This window comes from Streptococcus sp. NPS 308 (genome assembly GCF_002355895.1).
In the GTDB taxonomy this organism is placed as follows: Bacteria; Bacillota; Bacilli; order Lactobacillales; family Streptococcaceae; genus Streptococcus.
This window is the reverse complement of the sequence record NZ_AP017652.1, coordinates 474515-495442: the sequence shown is the minus strand read 5'-3', so window position 1 is coordinate 495442 and position 20928 is coordinate 474515. Positions and strand designations below refer to the sequence as shown.

Annotated in this window: 16 protein-coding genes; all 16 read right to left on the bottom strand. The window is 42.2% G+C overall.

The features are described 5' to 3' along the window. Positions 1-122: 122 nt before the first annotated feature. Complete coding sequence (locus tag SNAG_RS02765) at positions 123-767, bottom strand: YesL family protein (protein WP_000057481.1); 645 nt, start codon at positions 765-767, stop codon at positions 123-125. Between the two features lie 20 nt (positions 768-787). Further along, a complete protein-coding gene (locus tag SNAG_RS02760) occupies positions 788-1240 on the bottom strand; it encodes a YhcH/YjgK/YiaL family protein (protein ID WP_000575446.1) in 453 nt (150 codons plus the stop codon). Positions 1241-1684: 444 nt separating this feature from the next. Beyond that, entirely contained in the window at positions 1685-2524 is an 840-nt protein-coding gene (locus SNAG_RS02755) for a carbohydrate ABC transporter permease (RefSeq protein ID WP_070696207.1), read from the bottom strand. Between the two features lie 15 nt (positions 2525-2539). Then, a complete protein-coding gene (locus SNAG_RS02750) occupies positions 2540-3406 on the bottom strand; it encodes a carbohydrate ABC transporter permease (RefSeq protein ID WP_001209416.1) in 867 nt (288 codons plus the stop codon). Positions 3407-3624: 218 nt separating this feature from the next. Next, positions 3625-4953, bottom strand: coding sequence for an ABC transporter substrate-binding protein (locus SNAG_RS02745; protein ID WP_049537111.1), 1329 nt, complete (start codon positions 4951-4953; stop codon positions 3625-3627). 114 nt (positions 4954-5067) lie between these two features. Beyond that, on the bottom strand, positions 5068-5766 hold the full coding sequence (locus SNAG_RS02740; protein WP_001135647.1) for an N-acetylmannosamine-6-phosphate 2-epimerase: 699 nt from the start codon (positions 5764-5766) through the stop codon (positions 5068-5070). 233 nt (positions 5767-5999) lie between these two features. Further along, positions 6000-9497, bottom strand: a complete 3498-nt coding sequence (locus SNAG_RS02735) for an SIALI-17 repeat-containing surface protein (RefSeq protein WP_096406305.1) — start codon at positions 9495-9497, stop codon at positions 6000-6002. Positions 9498-9825: 328 nt separating this feature from the next. Further along, positions 9826-10806, bottom strand: coding sequence for an acetylxylan esterase (locus SNAG_RS02730; protein ID WP_096406302.1), 981 nt, complete (start codon positions 10804-10806; stop codon positions 9826-9828). Positions 10807-10964: 158 nt separating this feature from the next. Next, positions 10965-11447: an acyl-CoA thioesterase gene (locus tag SNAG_RS02725; protein WP_096406300.1), complete on the bottom strand. Its 483-nt coding sequence runs from the start codon at positions 11445-11447 to the stop codon at positions 10965-10967. 310 nt (positions 11448-11757) lie between these two features. Then, a complete protein-coding gene (recG, locus tag SNAG_RS02715) occupies positions 11758-13773 on the bottom strand; it encodes an ATP-dependent DNA helicase RecG (protein ID WP_096406297.1) in 2016 nt (671 codons plus the stop codon). Positions 13774-13794: 21 nt separating this feature from the next. Then, on the bottom strand, positions 13795-14898 hold the full coding sequence (alr, locus tag SNAG_RS02710; RefSeq protein WP_096406294.1) for an alanine racemase: 1104 nt from the start codon (positions 14896-14898) through the stop codon (positions 13795-13797). After that, positions 14879-15250 carry a holo-ACP synthase gene (gene acpS / locus SNAG_RS02705; RefSeq protein ID WP_096408819.1) on the bottom strand — a complete coding sequence of 124 codons (372 nt, stop codon included), beginning with the start codon at positions 15248-15250 and terminating at the stop codon, positions 14879-14881. The genes alr and acpS overlap by 20 nt, the downstream gene beginning before the upstream one ends. A gap of 45 nt (positions 15251-15295) precedes the next feature. Continuing rightward, positions 15296-16327, bottom strand: a complete 1032-nt coding sequence (locus SNAG_RS02700) for a 3-deoxy-7-phosphoheptulonate synthase (protein WP_096406291.1) — start codon at positions 16325-16327, stop codon at positions 15296-15298. Between the two features lies 1 nt (position 16328). Continuing rightward, entirely contained in the window at positions 16329-17360 is a 1032-nt protein-coding gene (locus SNAG_RS02695; protein ID WP_096406288.1) for a 3-deoxy-7-phosphoheptulonate synthase, read from the bottom strand. A gap of 79 nt (positions 17361-17439) precedes the next feature. Then, on the bottom strand, positions 17440-19953 hold the full coding sequence (gene secA / locus SNAG_RS02690) for a preprotein translocase subunit SecA (protein ID WP_096406286.1): 2514 nt from the start codon (positions 19951-19953) through the stop codon (positions 17440-17442). 115 nt (positions 19954-20068) lie between these two features. After that, on the bottom strand, positions 20069-20839 hold the full coding sequence (locus SNAG_RS02685; RefSeq protein WP_096406283.1) for a DNA alkylation repair protein: 771 nt from the start codon (positions 20837-20839) through the stop codon (positions 20069-20071). Positions 20840-20928: the final 89 nt, after the last annotated feature.

Here is a 20928-nt window from a genome sequence, read left to right as displayed (position 1 = left end):
TTACAAGTTTAGTATACACCTTGTGAAAATCGCTTTCAATATCTTGTATACACTTAGATTTTAGTTTCTACTTGTATTTTAGAAACTTTAACGATTGAAAGTAGTTTCAGAAACACCTCATCCTACTGGTATTTGGCGAAAATTTTCTCCATCAATCCTGCTTGGAGAAAGACTAGCAAACCAAAACCAAAGAGGATAAAAGCTGATCCACCCAAGAGGAGAGTGAAGGCGGATAGATAAAGAACCATCACAATGAGAAAGAGAATGGCTAACATGAGGAAGAACCACGGAAAGTTAAAACTTGCCAAGATAAGCCCTTTTTGCAGCACTTCTTTCCAAGACAAATCATAGCGCGCAGCGATGGGATAACTAGCCAACATCACAAGAGTGAGGAAGATGAGAATCCCCAAACAAATAGCTTTCACAATCTGGAAAGGTAAAGCTGTCTGGCCCCAGAAAAGATAGAGGTCTAAAAGACTCAGCAAAACAATGCCCAACTCTAGCAAACCTAACTGGAAACCCAGTTTCAGATTTTGCTTGAAGGCCCTTATATAAGTTCTAAAGACTGGTACCCGTCTGCTTCTCTTAATCTCAAACATAGTCTCATAGAGGCTGATTTTTGCCACTCCAATCGTCACGATAGGCAAACAAGAGACAACAAAAAGAAGATTGGCTGTCACGATATCCAAGACCTTCTCACTGAAACGCATGAGAAAATTATCTGTATCAAATGCTGCCTTGATCAGGCTTACTCCTTTTTGTGCCATGTTTGCTCCTCCTGATTCTTTTAATCAATCAAAATTTTAAAGAGATATTTGCGAACCTTCTCTTCCATACCTGCATAGCCATTTGGCTGATGCGGTTCTCCTGGGAAGAAAATCGCAAAATTGTGATAACCCAACAAGAGTGGGTAGCGTTCATGACAATGAACAAAACCAATGTCACTCGCTTCATCGAATGCTACCGCTTCGTCTTTGATACGTGAACCATAGCTCGAATATTCATGTCCTTCTACCAGCAAATGCAAATCTGCATAGTGTTTATGGTGCTCAAACTGATCATTTTCAGCTTGATTGAGGACATTTTCCTGAACAACTAGAAAGACCTTGTCCCCGTCAATCTCATACTTACCTAGTTCGAAAGAATCCTTACGGTGCTGATAGAGATAGTCGATAGCCTTATCTAGATTGGGATGAATCCCTTTGTAAAAGGTGATATTTTTTAAATCGTCAAAAATCATACTATTTCCTTCGTTTCTGATAGTTACTATTTTTCAGTTTCAAATGATTCTTTTTCTATTTTCCTGTAATAGTGCGGACGGAAGCAAATTCTTTCGGAATTTCATTCCTAATTTTTGAGCCTGTTGCTCTTTCATCGTCAGTCTCAAAAATTCCGTCTAAGATAAGCGTAAGATGCTTATCTTAGATACCACTATAGCGGGAAATACTTACCATAAAACGAACCTACTCTAACTAGTATCATGAAAAGAGTTCATTCTTAAGTTTATAAGTGTCTGACAAAATCTCTATGGCATACAAATACCCAACATTTTGTAGACACTTATAACTCTGTATTCTTTTATACTCAATAAAAATTGAAGAACAAACCAGGAAGCTAACTGCAGGCTGTACTTAAGTATGGCAAGGTGATGCTAAAGTTGTTTGAATTCGATTTTCGCAGGATCTTATCCTTTAACAGCTCCCATAGTAATCCCTTGAGTGAAGGATTTTTGGAAGACAAGGAAGACGGTTACGATTGGCACGGCTGCAAGAGCTGCACCAGCCATGATCAAACCATAGTTGGTTGCCATTTCGGCCTGCATGGTCGCAACCCCGAGTGAGATAGTCAAGTTTTGACGTGAAGTCAACATAACCAACTGCATGAAGTAGTCGTTCCAAGTATTGATGAAGGTAAAGATTGCAAGGGCTGCAAATCCTGGCTTCACAATAGGGAAGGCTACGCTCCAGAAAGTACGAATTTCACCACAACCGTCGATTTTAGCTGATTCAAGCAATTCTGTTGGAATATTTTCACTGAACTGTTTCATGAGGAAGACCCCGAACGGCCATCCAATCAAAGGTAGGATAACTGCCCAAAGAGTATCGTGAATTCCCATGAAGTTGACGATACGTACCAATGGTACAAGGACAACTTGTTTTGGAAGAGCCATGGCAGCGATAAAGACTGCAAAGAGGATGCGCTGCCCATAGAAACGTTTTTTAGCCAAGACATAACCTGCTAGAGAAGATGTTGCACACACTAGGAACATGGTTACCAGTGAGATAAATACAGAGTTCCACATCCACTGCATAGCAGGGTTTTGCACCATGAGTTGTTGGAAGTTTTCCATGGTTGGCATTTTAGGGAACCACTGTGGCGGAATCATAATGGTATCAGGCTGTGATTTGAAGGCCCCTGTCAAGATCCAGTAGAATGGAAAGATGAACAGCACGGTCAACAAGAGCAAGATAATCGTTGAAATAACAGTAAAAGCTGTTAAGGGTTTCTTTTGTGTAGATTGCATAGCTGTCTCCTTTCTTTAGTATTCTACGTCGTTTCCAAGTACTTTAAATTGAACAAAACTTACGATCGCAATCATAATTGCCAAGAAGACACCGATAGTGTTTGCATAGCCATATTCTGTCAATTGGAAGGCTTTTTCGTAAAGGTAGTACATCAAGGTACTTGTTGAGTAGTTTGGACCACCAGATGTCAAGAGCTGAATCAAGGCGAAACATTGGAATGAGTTGATGGTCGTAATGATTGCGATGTAAAGAGTTGTTGGAAGAAGGCTAGGCCATTTGATCTTCCAGAAGACTTGAAACTCAGTCGCACCGTCAACACGCGCCGCTTCAACTAGTGAGTTATCAATATTTCCCATAGCAGCGATATAAAGGATAATCGGTTGACCAACAGATGTTGTCAAAAGGATGATCATAATCGCTAGTAAAGCCCAGTTTTTATCACCCAACCAAGAAATGTTTTGGCTGATGATATGACTTGACTTAAGGACAAAGTTTAGAATCCCTGATAGGGGGTCATAGATCCATTTCCATACAACCGTTACGGCAACACTACCTGTTACAACCGGTAGGAAGAAGACGAAACGATAGAAAGATCGAGCAATGGCATTTTGATGATAGGTTTGAGATGCTACAAAGAGCGAGAAGAGAACTACAATCGGAACAGATCCAATAACCAGGATAACGGTATTGATCAAAGACTTGGTAAAGACAGGATCTTTAAACATACGAATGTAGTTGTCCAAGCCTACAAACTCAAATTTCGTCATGGAGTAGTTAAAGAAACTTGTAATGAATCCCATAATCATAGGAGCCAAGACAAAGATTACAAAGAAGAATAATACTGGTGCTAGGAAAGCGTAGGAAATCACTGTTTCCCGCATACGAATTTTATTGACTTTCACAGTCGGCACCTCTCTTTCAATTAGAATAGTTTTTGATTTTCTTAAACTGTTTTAAAATCAAAATGAAATTTTTTAAGATTCGCTTATGTAAGAACTTCATTTTAATTTCGTGACAGTTCCTACCATTTCAAACAAAAGTCCCCCTTTTCTTACACCTTAGTGCACAGGGAAAAGGGGGAATCAATCTGACTTAGTGCTTATTGTTTTGTAGCTTTTTTGATTGTTTCGTTAGCTTTTTCAGTGAAGGTTTTCAAAGCATCCGCTGGTTTTTCGTCACCATTAGATACAGATTGCAACATTGGGAACCAAAGTGTTCTCATTTCAGCAAATCCATCGATAGTGTTGTAGTAAGGTGAGTAGTATTTAGTCCAACCACTGATTGTTTCCATACGTTTGTCTTCATAAAGTTTGCCAAATGAAGTACGAACTGGGAAGGCACCTGTACGAACAACGTCTTTAGGACCCCATTCTTTGTCATCAGCGATGAATTGAACGAATTTCTTAGCAGCTGCGATTTTCTTATCGTCTTTGTTGTTGAATACTGCAAATCCGTTTACAAGGTATTCAAGAGATGGTTTACCAGAGTCTGATGGGAATGGTACTTCTACCACATCTACCTTACTTGCTTCCAAGAGTTTCGCTTGGATACCGTTTTGAGCTGGTGCCCAAAGGATTGTGTATGAAGTTTGACCGTTCGCAAAGTTTTGGATGTCTGCTCCACCGTCAAATTGTGAACCATTGTTCAACAAACCGTCTTTGATCCAGCTAGCAGCTTTTTCAAGACCTTTGACGAATTTAGGATCGTCAGTTGTATATTTTGTTACTTTTTCATCTGTTACAGAGCCGCCATAAAGGTTTGCAATGAAGGCACGTGTTCCTTGGTCTCCCCCTTGACCAGAACTGAACAATGAACCTGGAGTGTAGCCTTTATCTTTAAGCGCTTTCAAAACTTTTTCAAAGTCATCAGTTGTCCAACCTTCTTTTACAAGGTTTGCAACTCCAGCATCTTCCAACATTTTCTTGTTCATTGCCATGTAGAATGGTGCTGAACTGATTGGATACATGTAAGCTTTGTCTCCAGCCTTACTTGCTTGTACGATGTTTTCGTTGTTCACATCTTTGACAAATTCGTCTGTGAAGAGGTCGTTCAACTCAGCCAATTTACCATTTTTACCGTATTGGATGATACGTCCTGGTGCGTCAAAGAGTACGTCTGGCGCTGTTCCTGCTTCGATAGCTGTTGTGATCTTTTCTGGACCTGACTTAAAGTCGATGGTTTCCAATTTCACTTTTACATCTGGATTTGCTTTTTCAAAAGCTTCGATGATTGATTTTTCATAAGTTCCAACACCGTCACCAGTTTTTTCTTGTGTGAAGACTGGGAATGCCCACCAAGTGATTTCTGTTTTTCCGCTATCGCTACCAGAATTTGCAGCATCTTTACTTCCACCAGAGTTACCACAAGCAGCAAGGCCAAGAATCGCAGCACCTGCAAGTACTGTACAAGCTAGTTTTCTAAATTTCATTTGTATTCTCCTAATTGATAAGCGTATCCATATTGGATAATGAGCAAGTTTATATTTGTATACGTTTTCATTTTCTCCGACGCATCAACCACTCTCCTCTTTTTTGAGATTGTGTTATTTAAGACCGGCAACAAAGCGCTCCGTAATCTCTTTTGGTCTAGTAATCGCTCCACCAACAACGATGCCTCGCACCCCATATTCAAGGATTTGTTTGGCTTGTTCAGGTGTATGAATTTTCCCTTCAGCGATGACATCCACTCCTGCTTCACAAAGTTTTTTGATTAGTTCAAAGTCTGGACCATCTACTTTTGGACTATAAGAAGTGTAACCTGATAGGGTTGTTCCAACAAAATCAATCCCTGCTTCGACTGCTGCTAGCCCTTCTTCAAAAGTACTGGTATCAGCCATTAAAAGTTGATGTGGATACTTTTCTTTGACTTGTCGGATGAAGTCCTGAATTTCCAAACCGTCGTAACGTTCACGTTTGGTACAATCCAGAGCAATAACCTCAATGTCTAGTTCAGCCAACTCATCAACTTCTTTCATAGTCGCTGTAATGAATGGCTCCTGTGGCGGATAGTCACGTTTGATGATCCCGATAATCGGGAGTTTCGTAACCTCCTTAATCTCCTTGATATCACGAACACTGTTTGCTCGGATACCGACTGCTCCACCTTGCTCAGCCGCTTTGACTAGCAAGGGGATAACCCCTCCCGCTTCTGTATAAAGCGGTTCGTGAGGAAGTGCCTGGCAAGAGACAATGATTCCATCTTTGATCTGTTCAATCAAGGCTTCTTTGCTGATCTGTGGCATCCTCTTTCCTCCCTTTCTTTCTTCTATGGGCTTATTATATATCATTTGTTAAGCGCTTTCAATAGATTGTGATAGAATAGATTTCAGTTTCAAAACTATTTTATAGAACAGACTATCCTGAAAGTAGTTTCAGACTTCTTATGATTTCGAATCAACCTGAATGTAATAAAGAAAGATAGCAGGCTGAAAAACCTGCTATCTTTTCTGAGACTTATTCAAATAGCTTTTGCTTACTATTCTTTTCTCTTCTTGCCAAATGCAAACAAGGATAAAAGAACACCTGCAAGACCAAGGGAAATCAGTGAGCTTGTTTCCTTGCTTCCAGTATTTGGTAGATCCGTTTGTTTAACTGCTGGAGCTTGATAGGTAACATCTTTTCCTAGAGATAGTTTGTCATTTGTAGCCGCTAAGACTGGTTTGGTTTCTCCCTTAAACTCTGGAAGTTCATGGACTGCCGCCTCAGCGCCATTGACGCCACCTACATACTCTGGTAGGTCATTTGAAGCTGCTAAGACAAAGTTAGCGCCTCCTCTATATTCAGGAAGCTCGTTAGATGCAGCTAGAACCGCATTAACGCCACCTTTAAACTCTGGCAGTTCATGGACTGCTGCTTCAACAGCGTTGACCCCACCTGTAAATTCAGGTTTTTCAACCGTTGGAGCTGCTTCTTCGCCTACTGTTGCCAAAGGACCTGTGTACTCTGGGATTTCTGCCACTGGGGCTTCCTCAGCATTAACACCACCTGTAAATTCAGGTTTTTCAACCGTTGGAGCTGCTTCTTCACCCACTGTTGCCAAAGGACCAGTGTACTCCGGAATTTCTGTCACAGCAGCTTCTTCTGAATTAACACCACCTGTGAATTCAGGCTGGTCTACTGTTGGAGCTGCTTCTTCACCCACTGTTGCCATTGAACCTGTATACTCCGGAACTTCTGTCACAGCAGCTTCTTCTGCATTAACACCACCTGCGAACTCCGGAACTTCTTCAACTGCTGGCTCAGTTGCATTAACACCATTGGTAATTTTTGAACCTGCTACAGTCACGGCAAGATTATGGATGCTTTCAATACGGCCATCAATGATCTCTGTGATTTTCTGACCAATATCCTCTTTATCAATTGAGAACAAGAGAGTTTTACTATCATATTGGGTCACAAAGTTAGCAGTTTTGCCATTTGCCAATTTCAGTGTTGGCGCTTCATTCACCAATACTTCCGAATCAAACTCCATGGCAACAATTCCTTGTCCCATTTCGATAGCTTGCTTCACTCTAGCTTCTTTTGCAACGATCATATCCTTGCTCAAGAAATCCCAGTTAAATTTCTTATAAGATAAGGTATATTCATTTTGGTTGCTATCCGCATGTTCGTAAAGCAAACCATATTCTCCCTTTCCAAGGTCTTGGAGGGAGTTGTAAGCAAACTTACCACTTTGGATAGGGTTGTGTTTGAGCCATGTCAACTCACCATTCTCTTCTACACGAGCCAAATGCACCAAACCATTGTAACGTCCAGGTCCCCCTGCATTGCTGAGTACAATATACTCCTTACCTTCATGCATGGTATGAATAGCAGACATTTGAACATAAACATCTTTAACTTGAGGATAGCGTTTGATTTCCTTCTCCCACGTTGCACCACCATCTTTACTTGTGGCAACTTGAAGATCTCCTGTCAATCCACGCATAAAGAGTTTGAGGTCTCCGTTATTCAATTGAACAACCGTAGATTCTGTGTTTTGAGCACCAGCATTATCCATATTGGAAGAGTGGATAGTTTGATTTCCGACAGGACGATTGTCATTGACTGCAGCTCCTGCATGCCATGTTTTACCATGATCATCCGAATAGATAACACGTGAAGACTGAGAACCCCTTAGATGTGATACATTATTGGTTGTATAAACTGGAATCACAAGACGTCCTTTATGAGGGCCTGTACGCAAGGCAATTCCTGTACCAGGCCCTGTTCCTAAGAAATGCATCCATTCCTTGCGAATTCCGTGTGTAATATCTTGAGGCGCAGACCAAGTTTTACCATCATCATCACTGTATGACATCCATAGATAGCTAGTATTTGCTACTCTAAAGATATTCTTTTCACTATAAGCAAAGTAAATATTGCCAACTAATTCATCACCCTTGTATAGGTCTCCCTTGTCACTATAAGCAGCTTTCTTAGGATTTACAACAACACGGTAGTCTGTCTTCTGATTTTGAGGATCATAAACATCACCATTTTCACGAATAGTGTACTGTCCTGTTTCCCCTTGTTTATACAAAATTTGATAAACCTTATCTCCGATTTGCTCGTAGGCTTTGGGTGCTTGACCTGGCAAAGCAAAAACAGCTTTCCCTTCTAAGAACATATCGTAAATGGCAAAGATTCTCTTGGTTTCTGGATCTTGTACCAGAGCCATATCGATATTCACTGGAGATGGTGCATTTGGATCCTTGGCATTTTCGTTGTCACGAGGATTAGAAACAACGATTCTATCTCCCCATGTCTTACCATTGTCATCACTACGACGGATAACCATTCCGATATCGCCCCAGTCAGAATGGTGCAAGCGTCTCTCATCTGTTCCAGCAATCAGAGTTCCCTTGTCTGTTTTGAGAAGGGCTGGAATACGATAACTATTGATACCATCTTTATTTGGTTGGCGATTAGATCCACCTTCAAAAACATCATATTTTTCTGTAACTTTAGCACCCTCAGGAAGCTTTCTCTCCAATTCAGAACGCTCAAATAGTTGGCTACGTTTTTTAACTTCTTCTGGTGTCAAGGTGCGATCATAAACGGTAAGATTACGAACTTGCAAATTTGAAGCCCAAAATGTCTTGTTTCCACGTTTAGTTGCTCCAATTTGAGCTTGGTTGACATTTGGCAAATCCTTGATAAATCGACCAGATTTCAAACTAGTGCGAGAAAGCACACCATTTACGTAGAGTCTAACCTTACCATTTGGGTGCTCTGCACTTGGTCTTTCAACTGTAAAGGTCACAGAATTCCATTGACCTGGTTTAATCTTCAGGGGAGCATCAGTATATTTGTCATAAAACTGATTTCCGTTCGCATCACGTCCTTCAATCAAGGCAGTGTTATTAAGAACAGACATCGTAAAATACTCATTTTCTTTTTTATCACTTGATAAAGAAAATAAGTTGTAAAATGATGGGGCGTTTGCGGCTGGCTTAAACTCCATATGAACTGTAGCATTCTGGAGTGTCTTTAATTTTTCTAATTCTCCAGAAAGGTCAACTCTCTGCCCATTTGTAGAATCCGTTACCACATCTTCTTTTTCGAGGACAGGATTAGCATTTTCGAGCTCTCTTGCATAATAATCTCTTGGAATTGCCCCTTCATCTTCTGTTTCTTCTGCAGATGGGTCTTCAGTTTTGTTCGCAGGTGCTTCAGTCTCTTCTGTTGGTTGTGATTTAAGCTTATCTTGATCTACTTCAACTCCGTTGTCCTGAGCTGCTACCAATTTACCAGCCAAATCCTTATCCAAATGTTCAAGATCTCCCGAGGACACTTCTTTTGGTAACTCTGATAATCCTTGCCCTTGACCAGATTCAACTGTTTCTGTACTAGCTCCTGCTGCATTGGCTTGCTCTTGAGCTAAGACTGGATTTACTCCAAATACTACTGTACCAATCACTACTGATGCTGCTCCAACAGCAAATTTTCGAATTCCGTATCGCTGTTTCCGATGTAAAGATTTGTAATTCATGTTCGTCCTTCCATTTTTCATAAAAATAAAGCGCTTTCTTTTTTGTCTAAAATTTTTAGTCCTTATGACTATACAATAAAAAAGCAATACAAATGAATGAGCTCTCTCATTCTTACCTCCATCTCCCTACTGTCATCTGTTTTAAACAGTAGAATTCCTTCTCCTTTCTTACTTGACTTTTCCTTTATTATACAACAAAGTCTTATATTTATATCTGTGTTCCCACAGAATAGATTTTACTTTTAAGAATATTTTAATATTTTGAATTTTCTAAAAGTACTTTCAGGTTTTGGACATAAAAAGAGAGCTCTGGGGGCTCTCTCATTCATTATCTTACGTACTTAAAAGGAATCTCGCTGCCACAGAGCCAGTTATAAACTTGGTCATTGACAAAAACATTCATGGCTTCGTGAGCATACTCGGGCATGATACGATAGGATTTGTCGCAAGTTAAACGGTTGTATATCGCAAACTGGGTAATGGGATAGCAAACATCGTCATCCAAGCCCGTAATCATCTTGACCTCTCCCTTGATACGATGGGCAAGATTCTTCACATCGATATAGGCTAGAGTCGCCATGATTTCATCCTCTGTTTCATGGAAGGGATCGTGAAACTTGAAATAACGGAAAAGTTCGTCATAGGCTTCACTGGTATTGCCAATCTCAAGCACTCTTCTAAAGTCGGACAAGAAAGGATAGATGGCAACTGTTCGCTGAATCCGAGGATTGAGCGCTGCTGCAACCAGGGCTAAAGCTCCTCCTTGTGAGGCACCATAGCTAGAAAGTCTTTCCTTATCTACCTGTGGCAGACTAGCAACAATTTCGATCAACTGGTAAATATCAAGATAGACATCCTTATAAAAGAGCTGGTTTCGACCTTCCACAGCACCACGGATGATATGTCCCTTAACGGTATTTCCCAAAGGAGAGCGCAAACCATCTTGAGAATAGCCTGACTGGCCACGGACATCCATGGAAACAACACCGTAACCAGCCACAGTATAGGCCAGCATGTCAGCCCAATCCCAACCACGCCCCATGTATCCATGGAAATGGAAGATTAGCGGAACCTTCTCCTCAGTCTTTGGAAGGACGATTCGTGCATAGACCTTGCCTTCATTCGTTCCTTCAAAGGTTAGCTCATAGCACTTAACTTGGGGAATATGGAAATCTCTTTCCTCCAATTGGTAGGCAGGAAGGACTGAAACTTTTTTGACCTCTTCATCCCAAAAAGCATCAAAGTCTTCTGGAACCTCATCCCTTCCTTTATAAGTCTTGATTTCTTCTAACAAAGCTGGATTTTTCATAGCATGCCCCTTTTGAATTGTAATCGCTATCATAACTGTAGCATATCTAGAAAAGCAATGCAAGAAAGAATGGTAAACAGAAAGTGATTTTAGATTCTCCTCCCTCAAACTGATCGTCTGAAAGTAGTTTTAAAATCTTAAACTTCTAATCTTCCGTTTTACATATGATCCTTTACAGCAACTGCTACCATTTTGGCTTTGGCACGGACTTTAGTAGCCACTGTCATCTCCATAGCAATAATTGCTTTTCTTTCCCCTAATTCCTCCAATGTAGAAGTGACCACAATTTCATCTTCAATTGGACTAGGACTAAGGTAATCAATCTCCAAGCGAGCAGTAATAAAACGTCCTATCACAGTTGATTCCGTCAGTTCCAACCCTTTTTGATGATGGGCAAACCAAGCTGCTGAGGCCGTGCCATGGCAATCAAAAATAGTCGCTATCATTCCTCCAAAGACATTTGATGGAACTCCACCAGTATAAGCATTTTCAAGCTTTATCCGACTAATACAACTCTTTCCATCTATACTTGGATAGGTTTTTAAATGTAAGCCTAAATCATTCTTGGGACCACATCCCCAACAATACTGAAATCGTTCTCCATACCTATCTTGGATAGCAATCGTTCTTGTTTCTAACAATCTTTTCACTCCTCCTTACTCAGATGGGGCAATTATATCAAGCTTCAGTCAAAGAGTAAATAGGCTTGGAGACTAATATCTTTTTATCACTCGACTAAGTTTGATTTATAGCCGACCATATTATAAAAATAAAAAGAGCGTTTCCGCTCTCTGTGTATCAATAGGTACTAGCTCCTTTCTCTAGTTTGAAAGTCTGAAATTTCTTTTGGTAGGTTACTTTAATCGTCATATGTGAGTCCTCGTTTCTTTTTGATGACTCTAGTATAAGACCCAAACCTAAAAGCTAGCTTATAGATTTCTTAGAAAAGGCTTAATCTAGATGTTCTTTCTTTTCCAGATGGAGAGCAACCATGCGCCATTCTGGATCCTCTTGCCAACCTTCTATCGAACTAATGTAGCTGGCAACCTTCCTGGCTTCTTCTAAAATAGGAAAATCTTCGATAATATCAGCCACTTGAAACTCTGGAAGTCCTGACTGTCTGGTTCCAAAAATCTCACCAGAACCACGCATTTTCAAATCTTCCTCCGCAAGGACAAATCCATTGGTCGTTTCTGTCATGATGCGCATGCGGTCCTTCCCAGAGTCAGTCTTGGGATTAGCCACGAGAACAGCATAGGACTGCTTGTCACCCCGACCCACACGGCCTCTGAGCTGGTGAAGTTGGCTGAGACCGAACCGATCGGCATCCATGATAATCATAACGGTCGCATTAGGGACATTGACCCCAACCTCGATAACAGTTGTAGATACTAGAATATCCGTTTTTCTCTCTTTGAAATCCTGCATAATCTGGTCTTTTTCATCACTCTTCATCTTACCATGTAGAAGAGTCACTTCAGCCTTACCTGCAAAATGAGCCGTCAACTCCTCTGATAAGGCAATGGCATTTTTCAGATCCAAAGCTTCAGATTCTTCAATCAAGGGAGAGATGACGTAGGCTTGGGAACCTTTTTGAATTTCTCCCTCTAACCAAGTCAAGACCTGAGGCAGCTGCTCATGCTTGATCCAGCGAGTCACAATGGGCTTCCGACCCGCAGGCATCTGGTCGATAATGGAAACATCCATATCTCCAAAGGCTGTGATGGCCAAGGTCCGTGGAATGGGAGTCGCCGTCATCATGAGGACGTCTGGATTGTCCCCTTTTTCCCGTAAAATCCGCCTTTGCCCCACACCAAAACGGTGCTGCTCATCGATGATAATCAAACCAAGACGAGCATACTGGACCCCATCCTGAATCAAAGCATGGGTCCCGATAATCAAATCAGCCTCACCCTTTGCTATGGTCTCCAAGACTTCTCTTTTTTCTGCAGCTTTCAAGGACCCTGTCAAGAGAGCGAGTTTCAAGTCTGGAAAGAGACTCTGTAAACTCTCAAAATGTTGCTCTGCTAGGATTTCTGTCGGTACCATGAGAGCAGCCTGGTAGCCAGCCGTCACTGCCGCAAACATGGTCAAGCCAGCGACTACCGTTTTCCCACTCCCCACATCTCCTTGTAAGAGTCGATTCATGTGGTGGTCGGACTTCATGTCGGCCAAAATTTCCTGTAAACTCTTTTCCTGAGCTGGGGTCAAGGCAAAAGGCAGATTTTCTTTAGCAGCTGTCACCTTTTCCTGAGACCAATTCAGAACCAGACCACTTCCCTGAACTCTATTTTCAGACTTGAGCGTCTGCAACTGCATTTGAAAATAAAAGAGTTCCTCAAACTTGATACGGCGAAGGGCCTGCTTGTATTCTGCCAAATCCTTAGGGAAATGCATGGCACGAACGGCCTGACAACGGGACATGAGTTTGTATTTATCAAGTAAAGACTGGGGAAGATTTTCCTCTATCAAGAGGTCCAATCCCTGATCAAAAGCCGTTTTGATGACCTTGACCAGTCCTGCCTGACTGATTCCTTGAGCCAGACGATAGACAGGCTGGAGGTCATCCTCCACCTGAGCAAGAACCTTCATTCCAGTCAGACTGGCCTTAGCCCGATCCCATTTTCCAAAAACGGCAAGCGTTGCTCCCAATTCTATCTTATCAGCTAGATAAGGCTGGTTAAAGAAATTAACCGCAAAAACGACTTCTCCTTGCTTGAGGCTAAAGCGCAGGCGATTACGCTTAAAACCATAATACTGGACATTAGCAGGAGTCACTACCTGACCAGACAGAACAGCCTTTTCGCCATCTTCTAGTTCCAATACTTGCTTGGTCTTGAAATTTTCATAACGGAAAGGAAAGTAGAGCAAGAGGTCTTGCAAGTTTTCAATTCCTAGTTTGGCGTATTTCTCTGCTGACTTTGGCCCCACACCAGGCAAGACATGCAAGGGTTGGTGTAGATTCATGCTCCCCCTCCTTTCTTAGTTTTAATAGTATTCTCTAGGAATGCGATCGCTGAGGAGACAAACGACCTCATAGTTAATAGTTCCACGGTAGACTGCTACCTGAGTAGCTGTGATTTCCTTATCTCCGTCGGAGCCAATCAAGGTTACCTTGGTTCCTAGCGGGTAAACCTTAGGCAGACGAATGGTGATTTGGTCCATCGAAACCCTGCCGACGATTGGGCAAACTTGTCCATCTACCAAGACGGAGAAATTCTGCATGTCTCGTGTCCAACCATCCGCATAGCCGATTGGCACCGTCGCAATGACTTGTTCGCTATCCGCCTGATAGGTGGCTCCATAGCCCATGCAAGCTCCAGCTGGAACTGTTTTGACATGAACAAGGGCAGATTGCAAGGTCAAGGCCGGTGTCAAATCATAAGGCAAGTCCAAGACCTCTCCGCTAGGATTCAGACCATACATGGCGTCTCCCATACGGACGGCATTGAAAATAGTCTCTGCATGCCAAAGAGTCGTTGCCGAGTTGCTGGCATGAACCAACTCTGGCACTTCCTTCATGCTTGACAGAATGGTTTTAAATCGTTCTAACTGGGCATTAAAGTAGGTGTCTGAAGCTTCATCTGCAGTTGCAAAGTGGGTAAAGATTCCCTCAACACGAGCACCCTCTTGCTTGAGCAAGGCTTGAGCCTGCTCAGCCTCACTAGCTTCTCGAAAACCAATCCGTCCCATTCCTGAGTCAATCTTGAGGTGAACCGATAAGCCAGCTAGGTCAGCCCCAGTAGCTAAGAGTGCTCGAATCCACTCCAGTCCTGCCACCGTCAAAGTGATGTCATATTCTTTAGCTAGGCCAATAGCTTCTAACTCAGACACACCTAAGATAAGGATTTTCTTGCTAACTCCAGCCTGACGAAGTTCAATAGCTTCATCAATATTGGAAACGCAAAAGCCGTCGACATCTCCTTGGATAGCTGTCGCAACAGCTACAGCACCATGTCCATAGGCATTGGCCTTAACCACTGCCCACTTGAGCGTCCTTTGTGGGATATGAGCTCCCATCTGTTGGATATTTTTTCGAATAGCTCCCAGATGAATCAGAGCCTTGGTCGGTCTATGTGGACTTGCTTTCATGATTTTCCTCCAAAATGACACTGGCTGTCACAAACTGATCTGTGTGGCTGATCGATAGCCAAATCTTTCCTGAAAACGGTGCCTGACTAAAATAGGGAGCCCCACTTTCGTTGTTCAAGACTTCCAAATCCTGAAAGGTCAGTTTGCCAATACCAGTTCCCAAAGCCTTGGAAAAGGCTTCCTTAGCCGACCAACGACCTGCCAAATATTCGATTTTTCTGCGGCCTTTGAGACTGGTAAATCGCTCCATTTCCTTAGTGGTTAGCACCCGCTCGGCAAATCCTGTGTGCCGTGTAGCAGCGCGTTCTATCGAAGCCAATTCTTCGATGTCAATTCCATGTCCAACTATCATTTTCATCAAAAGGAGTTGAGATTCCCCCAACTCCATCCTTTTCACTTATTTTGTTAAGGTAGTATAAATTTCGTCTACCAAGGCCACTGTATTTTCCCAACCTAGACAAGGGTCAGTAATAGAGCAACCAAAGACCTCTGGCTGGTTTTGGCGACCATCTGCTAGGTAAGATTCAATCATAAAGCCTCGAACCGTCTTTTTAATCTTTTCATTCCAATCACGATTCAGCAAGGCTTTGCGAACAATGCGGATTTGTTCCATATACTGCTTACCAGAATTGTCATGATTGGTATCGATGATGATAAAGGGATTTTCAAGTCCCATGGTCTCATAACGGTTGATAGCGTTTAAGAGGGTCTCATAGTAGAAGTTAGGTTCATTTTTTCCATATTCATTCATGGCGCCACGAAGGATCACGTGGGCCAAGGGATTTCCTGAAGTCTCCACTTCTTGGCCGTGGTAAAGGAAGGTTTGCTTGTTTTGAGCTGCATAGATAGCATTAAACATAACCCCGAGGTTGCCAGATGTTGGATTTTTCATCCCAACTGGAGCATCAATCCCAGAAGCTACAAAGCGATGTTCCTGGTCTTCCACTGAGCGAGCTCCAACCGCATGATAGCTGACCAAATCATCGACCAAAACGAGGTTAGACGGATAAAGCATCTCATCAGCTGTCGTCAAGCCCGTTTCGGTAATCACACGGTAGTGTAGCTGACGAACAGCCTGCAAACCATTGATGAGACTAGGAGCCTCGCTAGCATTTGGCTGATGAATCAAACCCTTATAGCCATCTCCATTGGTACGAGGTTTGGCTGTATAGACTCGCATGACGATAAAGATTTTATCCGCAACTTTTTTCTGCAAGTCAGCTAAACGGCGGGCATATTCCAAAACAGCCTCTTCATTGTCAGAAGAGCAAGGCCCCATCACCAAAAGAATTCGGTCATCCTCACCCGAGATGATGGCTGCCAACTCTCGATCTCGTGCTTCCTTATAACGCAAGACTTCAGGTGACAGCTGAGTTGCAGCCTTGATTGCTTCAATATCTATTTCTTGACCTTTTTCGATAAATGCCATCTTATTCTCCTATCGTTTGGTAGATTTCGCGAACAAGTGCTTCCGTATTGTCCCATCCTAGACACGGATCTGTAATGGACTTACCAAAAACTTCTGGTTCATTTTGACGTCCATCTTCTAGATAGGACTCAATCATAAAACCACGAACGTATTTCTTGATTTTCTCATTCCAGTCACGGTTGATCAAGGTCTGGCGAACGATACGGATTTGATCCATGTACTGCTTGCCCGAATTGTCATGATTGGTATCGATGATGATAAAGGGATTTTCCAAGCCCATCTTCTCATACTGATCAATGGTATCCACTAAATTGTCATAGTAATAGTTGGGAATATTTTTCCCATATTCATTCAAGGCACCACGAAGAATGGCGTGGGACAAGGGATTCCCTGTTGTTTCCACCTCTTTACCGAGGAAAAGGAAACTCTGTTTATTTTGAGCTGCATAAATCCCGTTAAACATAACATTGAGATTTCCAGATGTTGGATTTTTAAACCCTGTAGAAAAACCTGCTCCACTCGCTACAAAACGGTGTTGCTGGTCCTCGACTGAACGAGCTCCTACAGCCATATAAGAAATCAAATCATCCACCAAAGGAAGGTTTTCTGGGTAGAGCATCTCATCAGCAGTTGTCATACCAGTCTTGGTAATCACACGATAGTGCAGTTGGCGAACAGCCTTGATTCCATTGATCAAACTAGGGGCTTCTGTCGCATTCGGCTGGTGAATCAAGCCCTTATAGCCATCTCCATTGGTACGAGGTTTGGCTGTATAGACCCGCATGACCATAAAAATACGATCTTTGACTTCTTCTTGCAAGGCAGATAAGCGCTTGGCATACTCGAGGACTGCCTCCTCATTATCAGATGAACATGGTCCAATCACCAAAAGAATACGCTGGTCTTCTCCACGGATAATCGCTTCTAGTTCTTGATCACGCTGGTATTTTTTCTCATAAGCCAAATCATCTAGTTTTGACAAGGCACGAACTTCTTCAATATTAATTTTGGGGCTTTTAGCTGTAAATACCATGATTCATCTCCTTATAAAGCAAACGGACACCAAGTAAAAAATGATTTTCACCAGGTATCCGCCTGTATCTTATCTCATATTATTGTCTCTTACCATGACAGTTCTTGAATTTCTTACCAGATCCACATGGACATTGGTCATTTCGTCCGATTTGGCTCAAGTCCAAATCTTCTGGAAGATTTGCCTGCTGAGCTGCGATATTACGAGTCGCAGTTGTACTGATATTGTGTTCAGTTTGCGGACGTTCTTGTTCATGGATTTGTGCTTTCATCATCAAGCGGGTCACATCGAATTCGATCGAACCAATCATGTCGTTAAACATGCGGAAACCTTCTGCTTGGTATTCTACAACAGGGTTGTTTTGTGCATAACCACGAAGGCCAACAGCGTTTCGCAACTGGTCAAGAGCATCGATATGGTCTGTCCACTTGTTGTCTACAACACGTAGAATCAAGACTTTTTGGAATTCTTTTACTGCATCTTCGTCACGAAGCTTAGCAACTTGGTTGTCATAGACTTTCAAGGCACGTTGGTAAAGTTCATCCTTGATAGCTTGGTCTGACAAACCTGCAAAATCTGAACGGTTGATTGAATCTTCTGGAAGCAAGTTATACTTAGCAAAGTTCAAGATTGCTTCCAATTTTTCATCTTCCTTAGAACGTGCATGTGCATCCACGATACGTCCAATGGTACGACGAATCATAGCATGGATTTCTGGTGCCAAGTCACGATCTGCAGTAATGACATCATAACGTTGTGCATAGATGATCTCACGTTGTTCACGCATAACATCATCGTATTGAAGGACTTGTTTACGAGTATCGTAGTTGTTTCCTTCGACACGTTTTTGAGCTGCTTCAACCTGACGCGTCAACATGCGAGATTCGATAGCTTCGTCAGACATGTTGAGGCGTTCAAAGACACCTTTCAAACGTTCTGAACCAAAACGTTTCATCAAATCATCTTCAAGAGACAAGTAGAATTGTGACTCACCTGGATCTCCTTGACGTCCTGAACGTCCACGAAGCTGATTATCAATACGGCGACTTTCGTGGCGCTCTGTACCGATGACGCAAAGTCCACCAAGTTCACGAACCCCTTCACCAAGCTTAATGTCGGTACCACGACCGGCCATGTTGGTTGCAATAGTAACCGCACCACGTTGACCAGCGTTCATGATAATTTGAGCTTCTCTATAGTGGTTCTTCGCATTCAAGACTTCGTGAGGAACGCCTGCTGCTACCAATTTCTTAGAAATATAATCACTGGTTTCAACGGCAACTGTACCAACCAAGACAGGTTGACCTTTTTGGTAACGCGCCTTCACATCTTCAATAACAGCCTTGAATTTGGCATCGATACTTGCATAGAGAAGGTCTGAGTGGTCAATACGTTGGATTGGACGGTTAGTAGGGATTGGGATAACACGAATGTTGTAGATTTCGCGGAATTCTTCTTCTTCTGTTTTACCAGTACCTGTCATCCCTGCCAATTTCTTATACATACGGAAGAGGTTTTGGTAGGTAATAGAAGCTGAAGTCTTGGTCTCGTCTTGGATTGGCACACCTTCTTTGGCTTCGATGGCTTGGTGCAAGCCATCAGAGTAACGACGACCTTCCATGGTACGACCTGTAAATTGGTCGACAATCAAAATTTCCTGCTCTTCGCTAACCACATAGTCGATATCAAGGATCATGATATAGTTGGCACGAAGGGCATTGTCAACAAAGTGTGTAAGAGCTACGTTTTCGATATCGTAGAGATTTTCTAGTTTGAAGTAGCTTTCAGCCTTGTCAATACCAGAATCAGATAAACCAATCGTCTTAGACTGCACGTCAATGATATAGTCGTCCTTGTCCAAGGATTTTACGAAGTGATCCGCCATATGGTAGAGTTGGCTTGTTTCAACTGCGTTGGCACCTGAAACGATCAAAGGAGTACGGGCTTCATCGATCAAGATCGAGTCCACCTCATCGACCAAGGCATAGTTGAGTGGACGTTGTACCATGTTTTCTGCACGAACGACCATGTTGTCACGAAGGTAGTCGAAACCAATCTCTGAGTTGGTTGAGTAGGTAATATCGCAAAGATAAGCTTCTTTTTTCTCCATTGGAGATTTAGCTGCCAAGTTGATCCCTACTGACAGACCGAGCCATGAGTAGAGCTCACCCATCTCAGTCGCGTCACGTTCTGTTAGGTATTCATTGACTGTAACTACGTGAACTCCTTTACCTGCAAGGGCATTGAGGTATACTGGCATGGTCGCTGTCAAGGTCTTCCCTTCACCAGTACGCATCTCTGGAACGTCACCATGGTGAAGAACAATCCCACCCATGACCTGAACCTTATAAGGGAAAAGCCCAAGGACACGTTTTGCTGCTTCACGTACTACCGCAAAAGCTTCATATAGTAGTGAATCAAGTGATTCACCCTTGTTGTAACGTTCTTTAAATTCGTCAGTTTTTGCTTTTAGCTCATCGTCTGACATCGCAGCCATTTGGCTCTCATAATTAAGAACCTTATCGGCCATCTTTTCTAGACGGCGAAGTTCTCCTTTATCATTTTCAATAATCGTTTTTAAAATATTAGCCATGATTTTCCTTACTTTTAATTCTGAATATTTTAGAATGTTCTTTTCATTTTAGCATATTTACTATTATTTTTCAAGAAAGAATCCTTAATTTACAACGGAAAAGACCAGTCAAAATTCAGCTTTTTTTGCATAAATCTTCTGATGCTATTTTTTTGTTTTTTGTTCGAGATGCATGCTTGATGATCCAAGCACAACTTGGACTTAGCTCCTCCTTTTGCCAAGCTTGAATAATTCTTTCAAACTTATCGGGGGCTTCCTTATATAAATCATTTAGATTGTTGGCTACGCTTTTTTGAATGGACTTGTCTCCATCATCCTTTAGATTGGTCAGAATAGTGGTGAAATCCTCAAGATAATCTAACACCACGGTTTGTCTCTTAGCCCAAGGCAGACGGATACGCATGCACTCGCTGGCAAGTCTACGAACGCGCAAATTTTCATCCTGACTCCATTCTAACAGCAAAGCCATTGTAGCCTTAGGATAGCGAGCCAGTATGGGCCTCATGGAAAATTCTCCCGTAAACCGCTTGGTGAGTTCCTTACTAAAGGCCGCGCTCAATTCAAATTCCTTGTCTCCATATAGTTCTACATATTTGCCGATTGGCCAAAGCCAATACCCTTCTGAAAACATGCCTAAACCACCCTCTAACTCAGGACCTAAAATTTTCTCAAAAACCTTGAGAGAGTCCTGATAAGATAGGGGGAGACATTCTTTGATACTTTTAGCCAAGAGTTCTTGACGCTGGCTAAACTCCAAATTTTCCAAGTCTTTTTCTAACAACAGCCTAAACTTTTGTCCATCAAAGGCAGGGGACGCTTCTTGCAACCGTCGACTCAAATCCCTAGCATAAGTCAAGTCATAATAATCTTTTACTTTTTTAGCCATTTTCAAATCCCTTAATCTTCTTTTTACGGGACTTATTATATCATACAGACAGCCCGTCAACAAAATTATTTTCATATCTCCAACTATTT

What these genes read in the sequence shown, in the direction of transcription:
- SNAG_RS02730 (WP_096406302.1), bottom strand. Translation starts at nt 10,806, where the DNA reads ATGAAAAATCCAGCTTTGTTAGAAGAAATCAAGACTTATAAAGGAAGG.
- SNAG_RS02760 (WP_000575446.1), bottom strand. Translation starts at nt 1,240, where the DNA reads ATGATTTTTGACGATTTAAAAAATATCACCTTTTACAAAGGGATTCAT.
- SNAG_RS02750 (WP_001209416.1), bottom strand. Translation starts at nt 3,406, where the DNA reads ATGCGGGAAACAGTGATTTCCTACGCTTTCCTAGCACCAGTATTATTC.
- acpS (WP_096408819.1), bottom strand. Translation starts at nt 15,250, where the DNA reads ATGATAGTTGGACATGGAATTGACATCGAAGAATTGGCTTCGATAGAA.
- SNAG_RS02735 (WP_096406305.1), bottom strand. Translation starts at nt 9,497, where the DNA reads ATGAATTACAAATCTTTACATCGGAAACAGCGATACGGAATTCGAAAA.
- secA (WP_096406286.1), bottom strand. Translation starts at nt 19,953, where the DNA reads ATGGCTAATATTTTAAAAACGATTATTGAAAATGATAAAGGAGAACTT.
- SNAG_RS02695 (WP_096406288.1), bottom strand. Translation starts at nt 17,360, where the DNA reads ATGGTATTTACAGCTAAAAGCCCCAAAATTAATATTGAAGAAGTTCGT.
- SNAG_RS02765 (WP_000057481.1), bottom strand. Translation starts at nt 767, where the DNA reads ATGGCACAAAAAGGAGTAAGCCTGATCAAGGCAGCATTTGATACAGAT.
- SNAG_RS02745 (WP_049537111.1), bottom strand. Translation starts at nt 4,953, where the DNA reads ATGAAATTTAGAAAACTAGCTTGTACAGTACTTGCAGGTGCTGCGATT.
- alr (WP_096406294.1), bottom strand. Translation starts at nt 14,898, where the DNA reads ATGAAAGCAAGTCCACATAGACCGACCAAGGCTCTGATTCATCTGGGA.
- recG (WP_096406297.1), bottom strand. Translation starts at nt 13,773, where the DNA reads ATGAATCTACACCAACCCTTGCATGTCTTGCCTGGTGTGGGGCCAAAG.
- SNAG_RS02700 (WP_096406291.1), bottom strand. Translation starts at nt 16,327, where the DNA reads ATGGCATTTATCGAAAAAGGTCAAGAAATAGATATTGAAGCAATCAAG.
- SNAG_RS02740 (WP_001135647.1), bottom strand. Translation starts at nt 5,766, where the DNA reads ATGCCACAGATCAGCAAAGAAGCCTTGATTGAACAGATCAAAGATGGA.
- SNAG_RS02685 (WP_096406283.1), bottom strand. Translation starts at nt 20,839, where the DNA reads ATGGCTAAAAAAGTAAAAGATTATTATGACTTGACTTATGCTAGGGAT.
- SNAG_RS02755 (WP_070696207.1), bottom strand. Translation starts at nt 2,524, where the DNA reads ATGCAATCTACACAAAAGAAACCCTTAACAGCTTTTACTGTTATTTCA.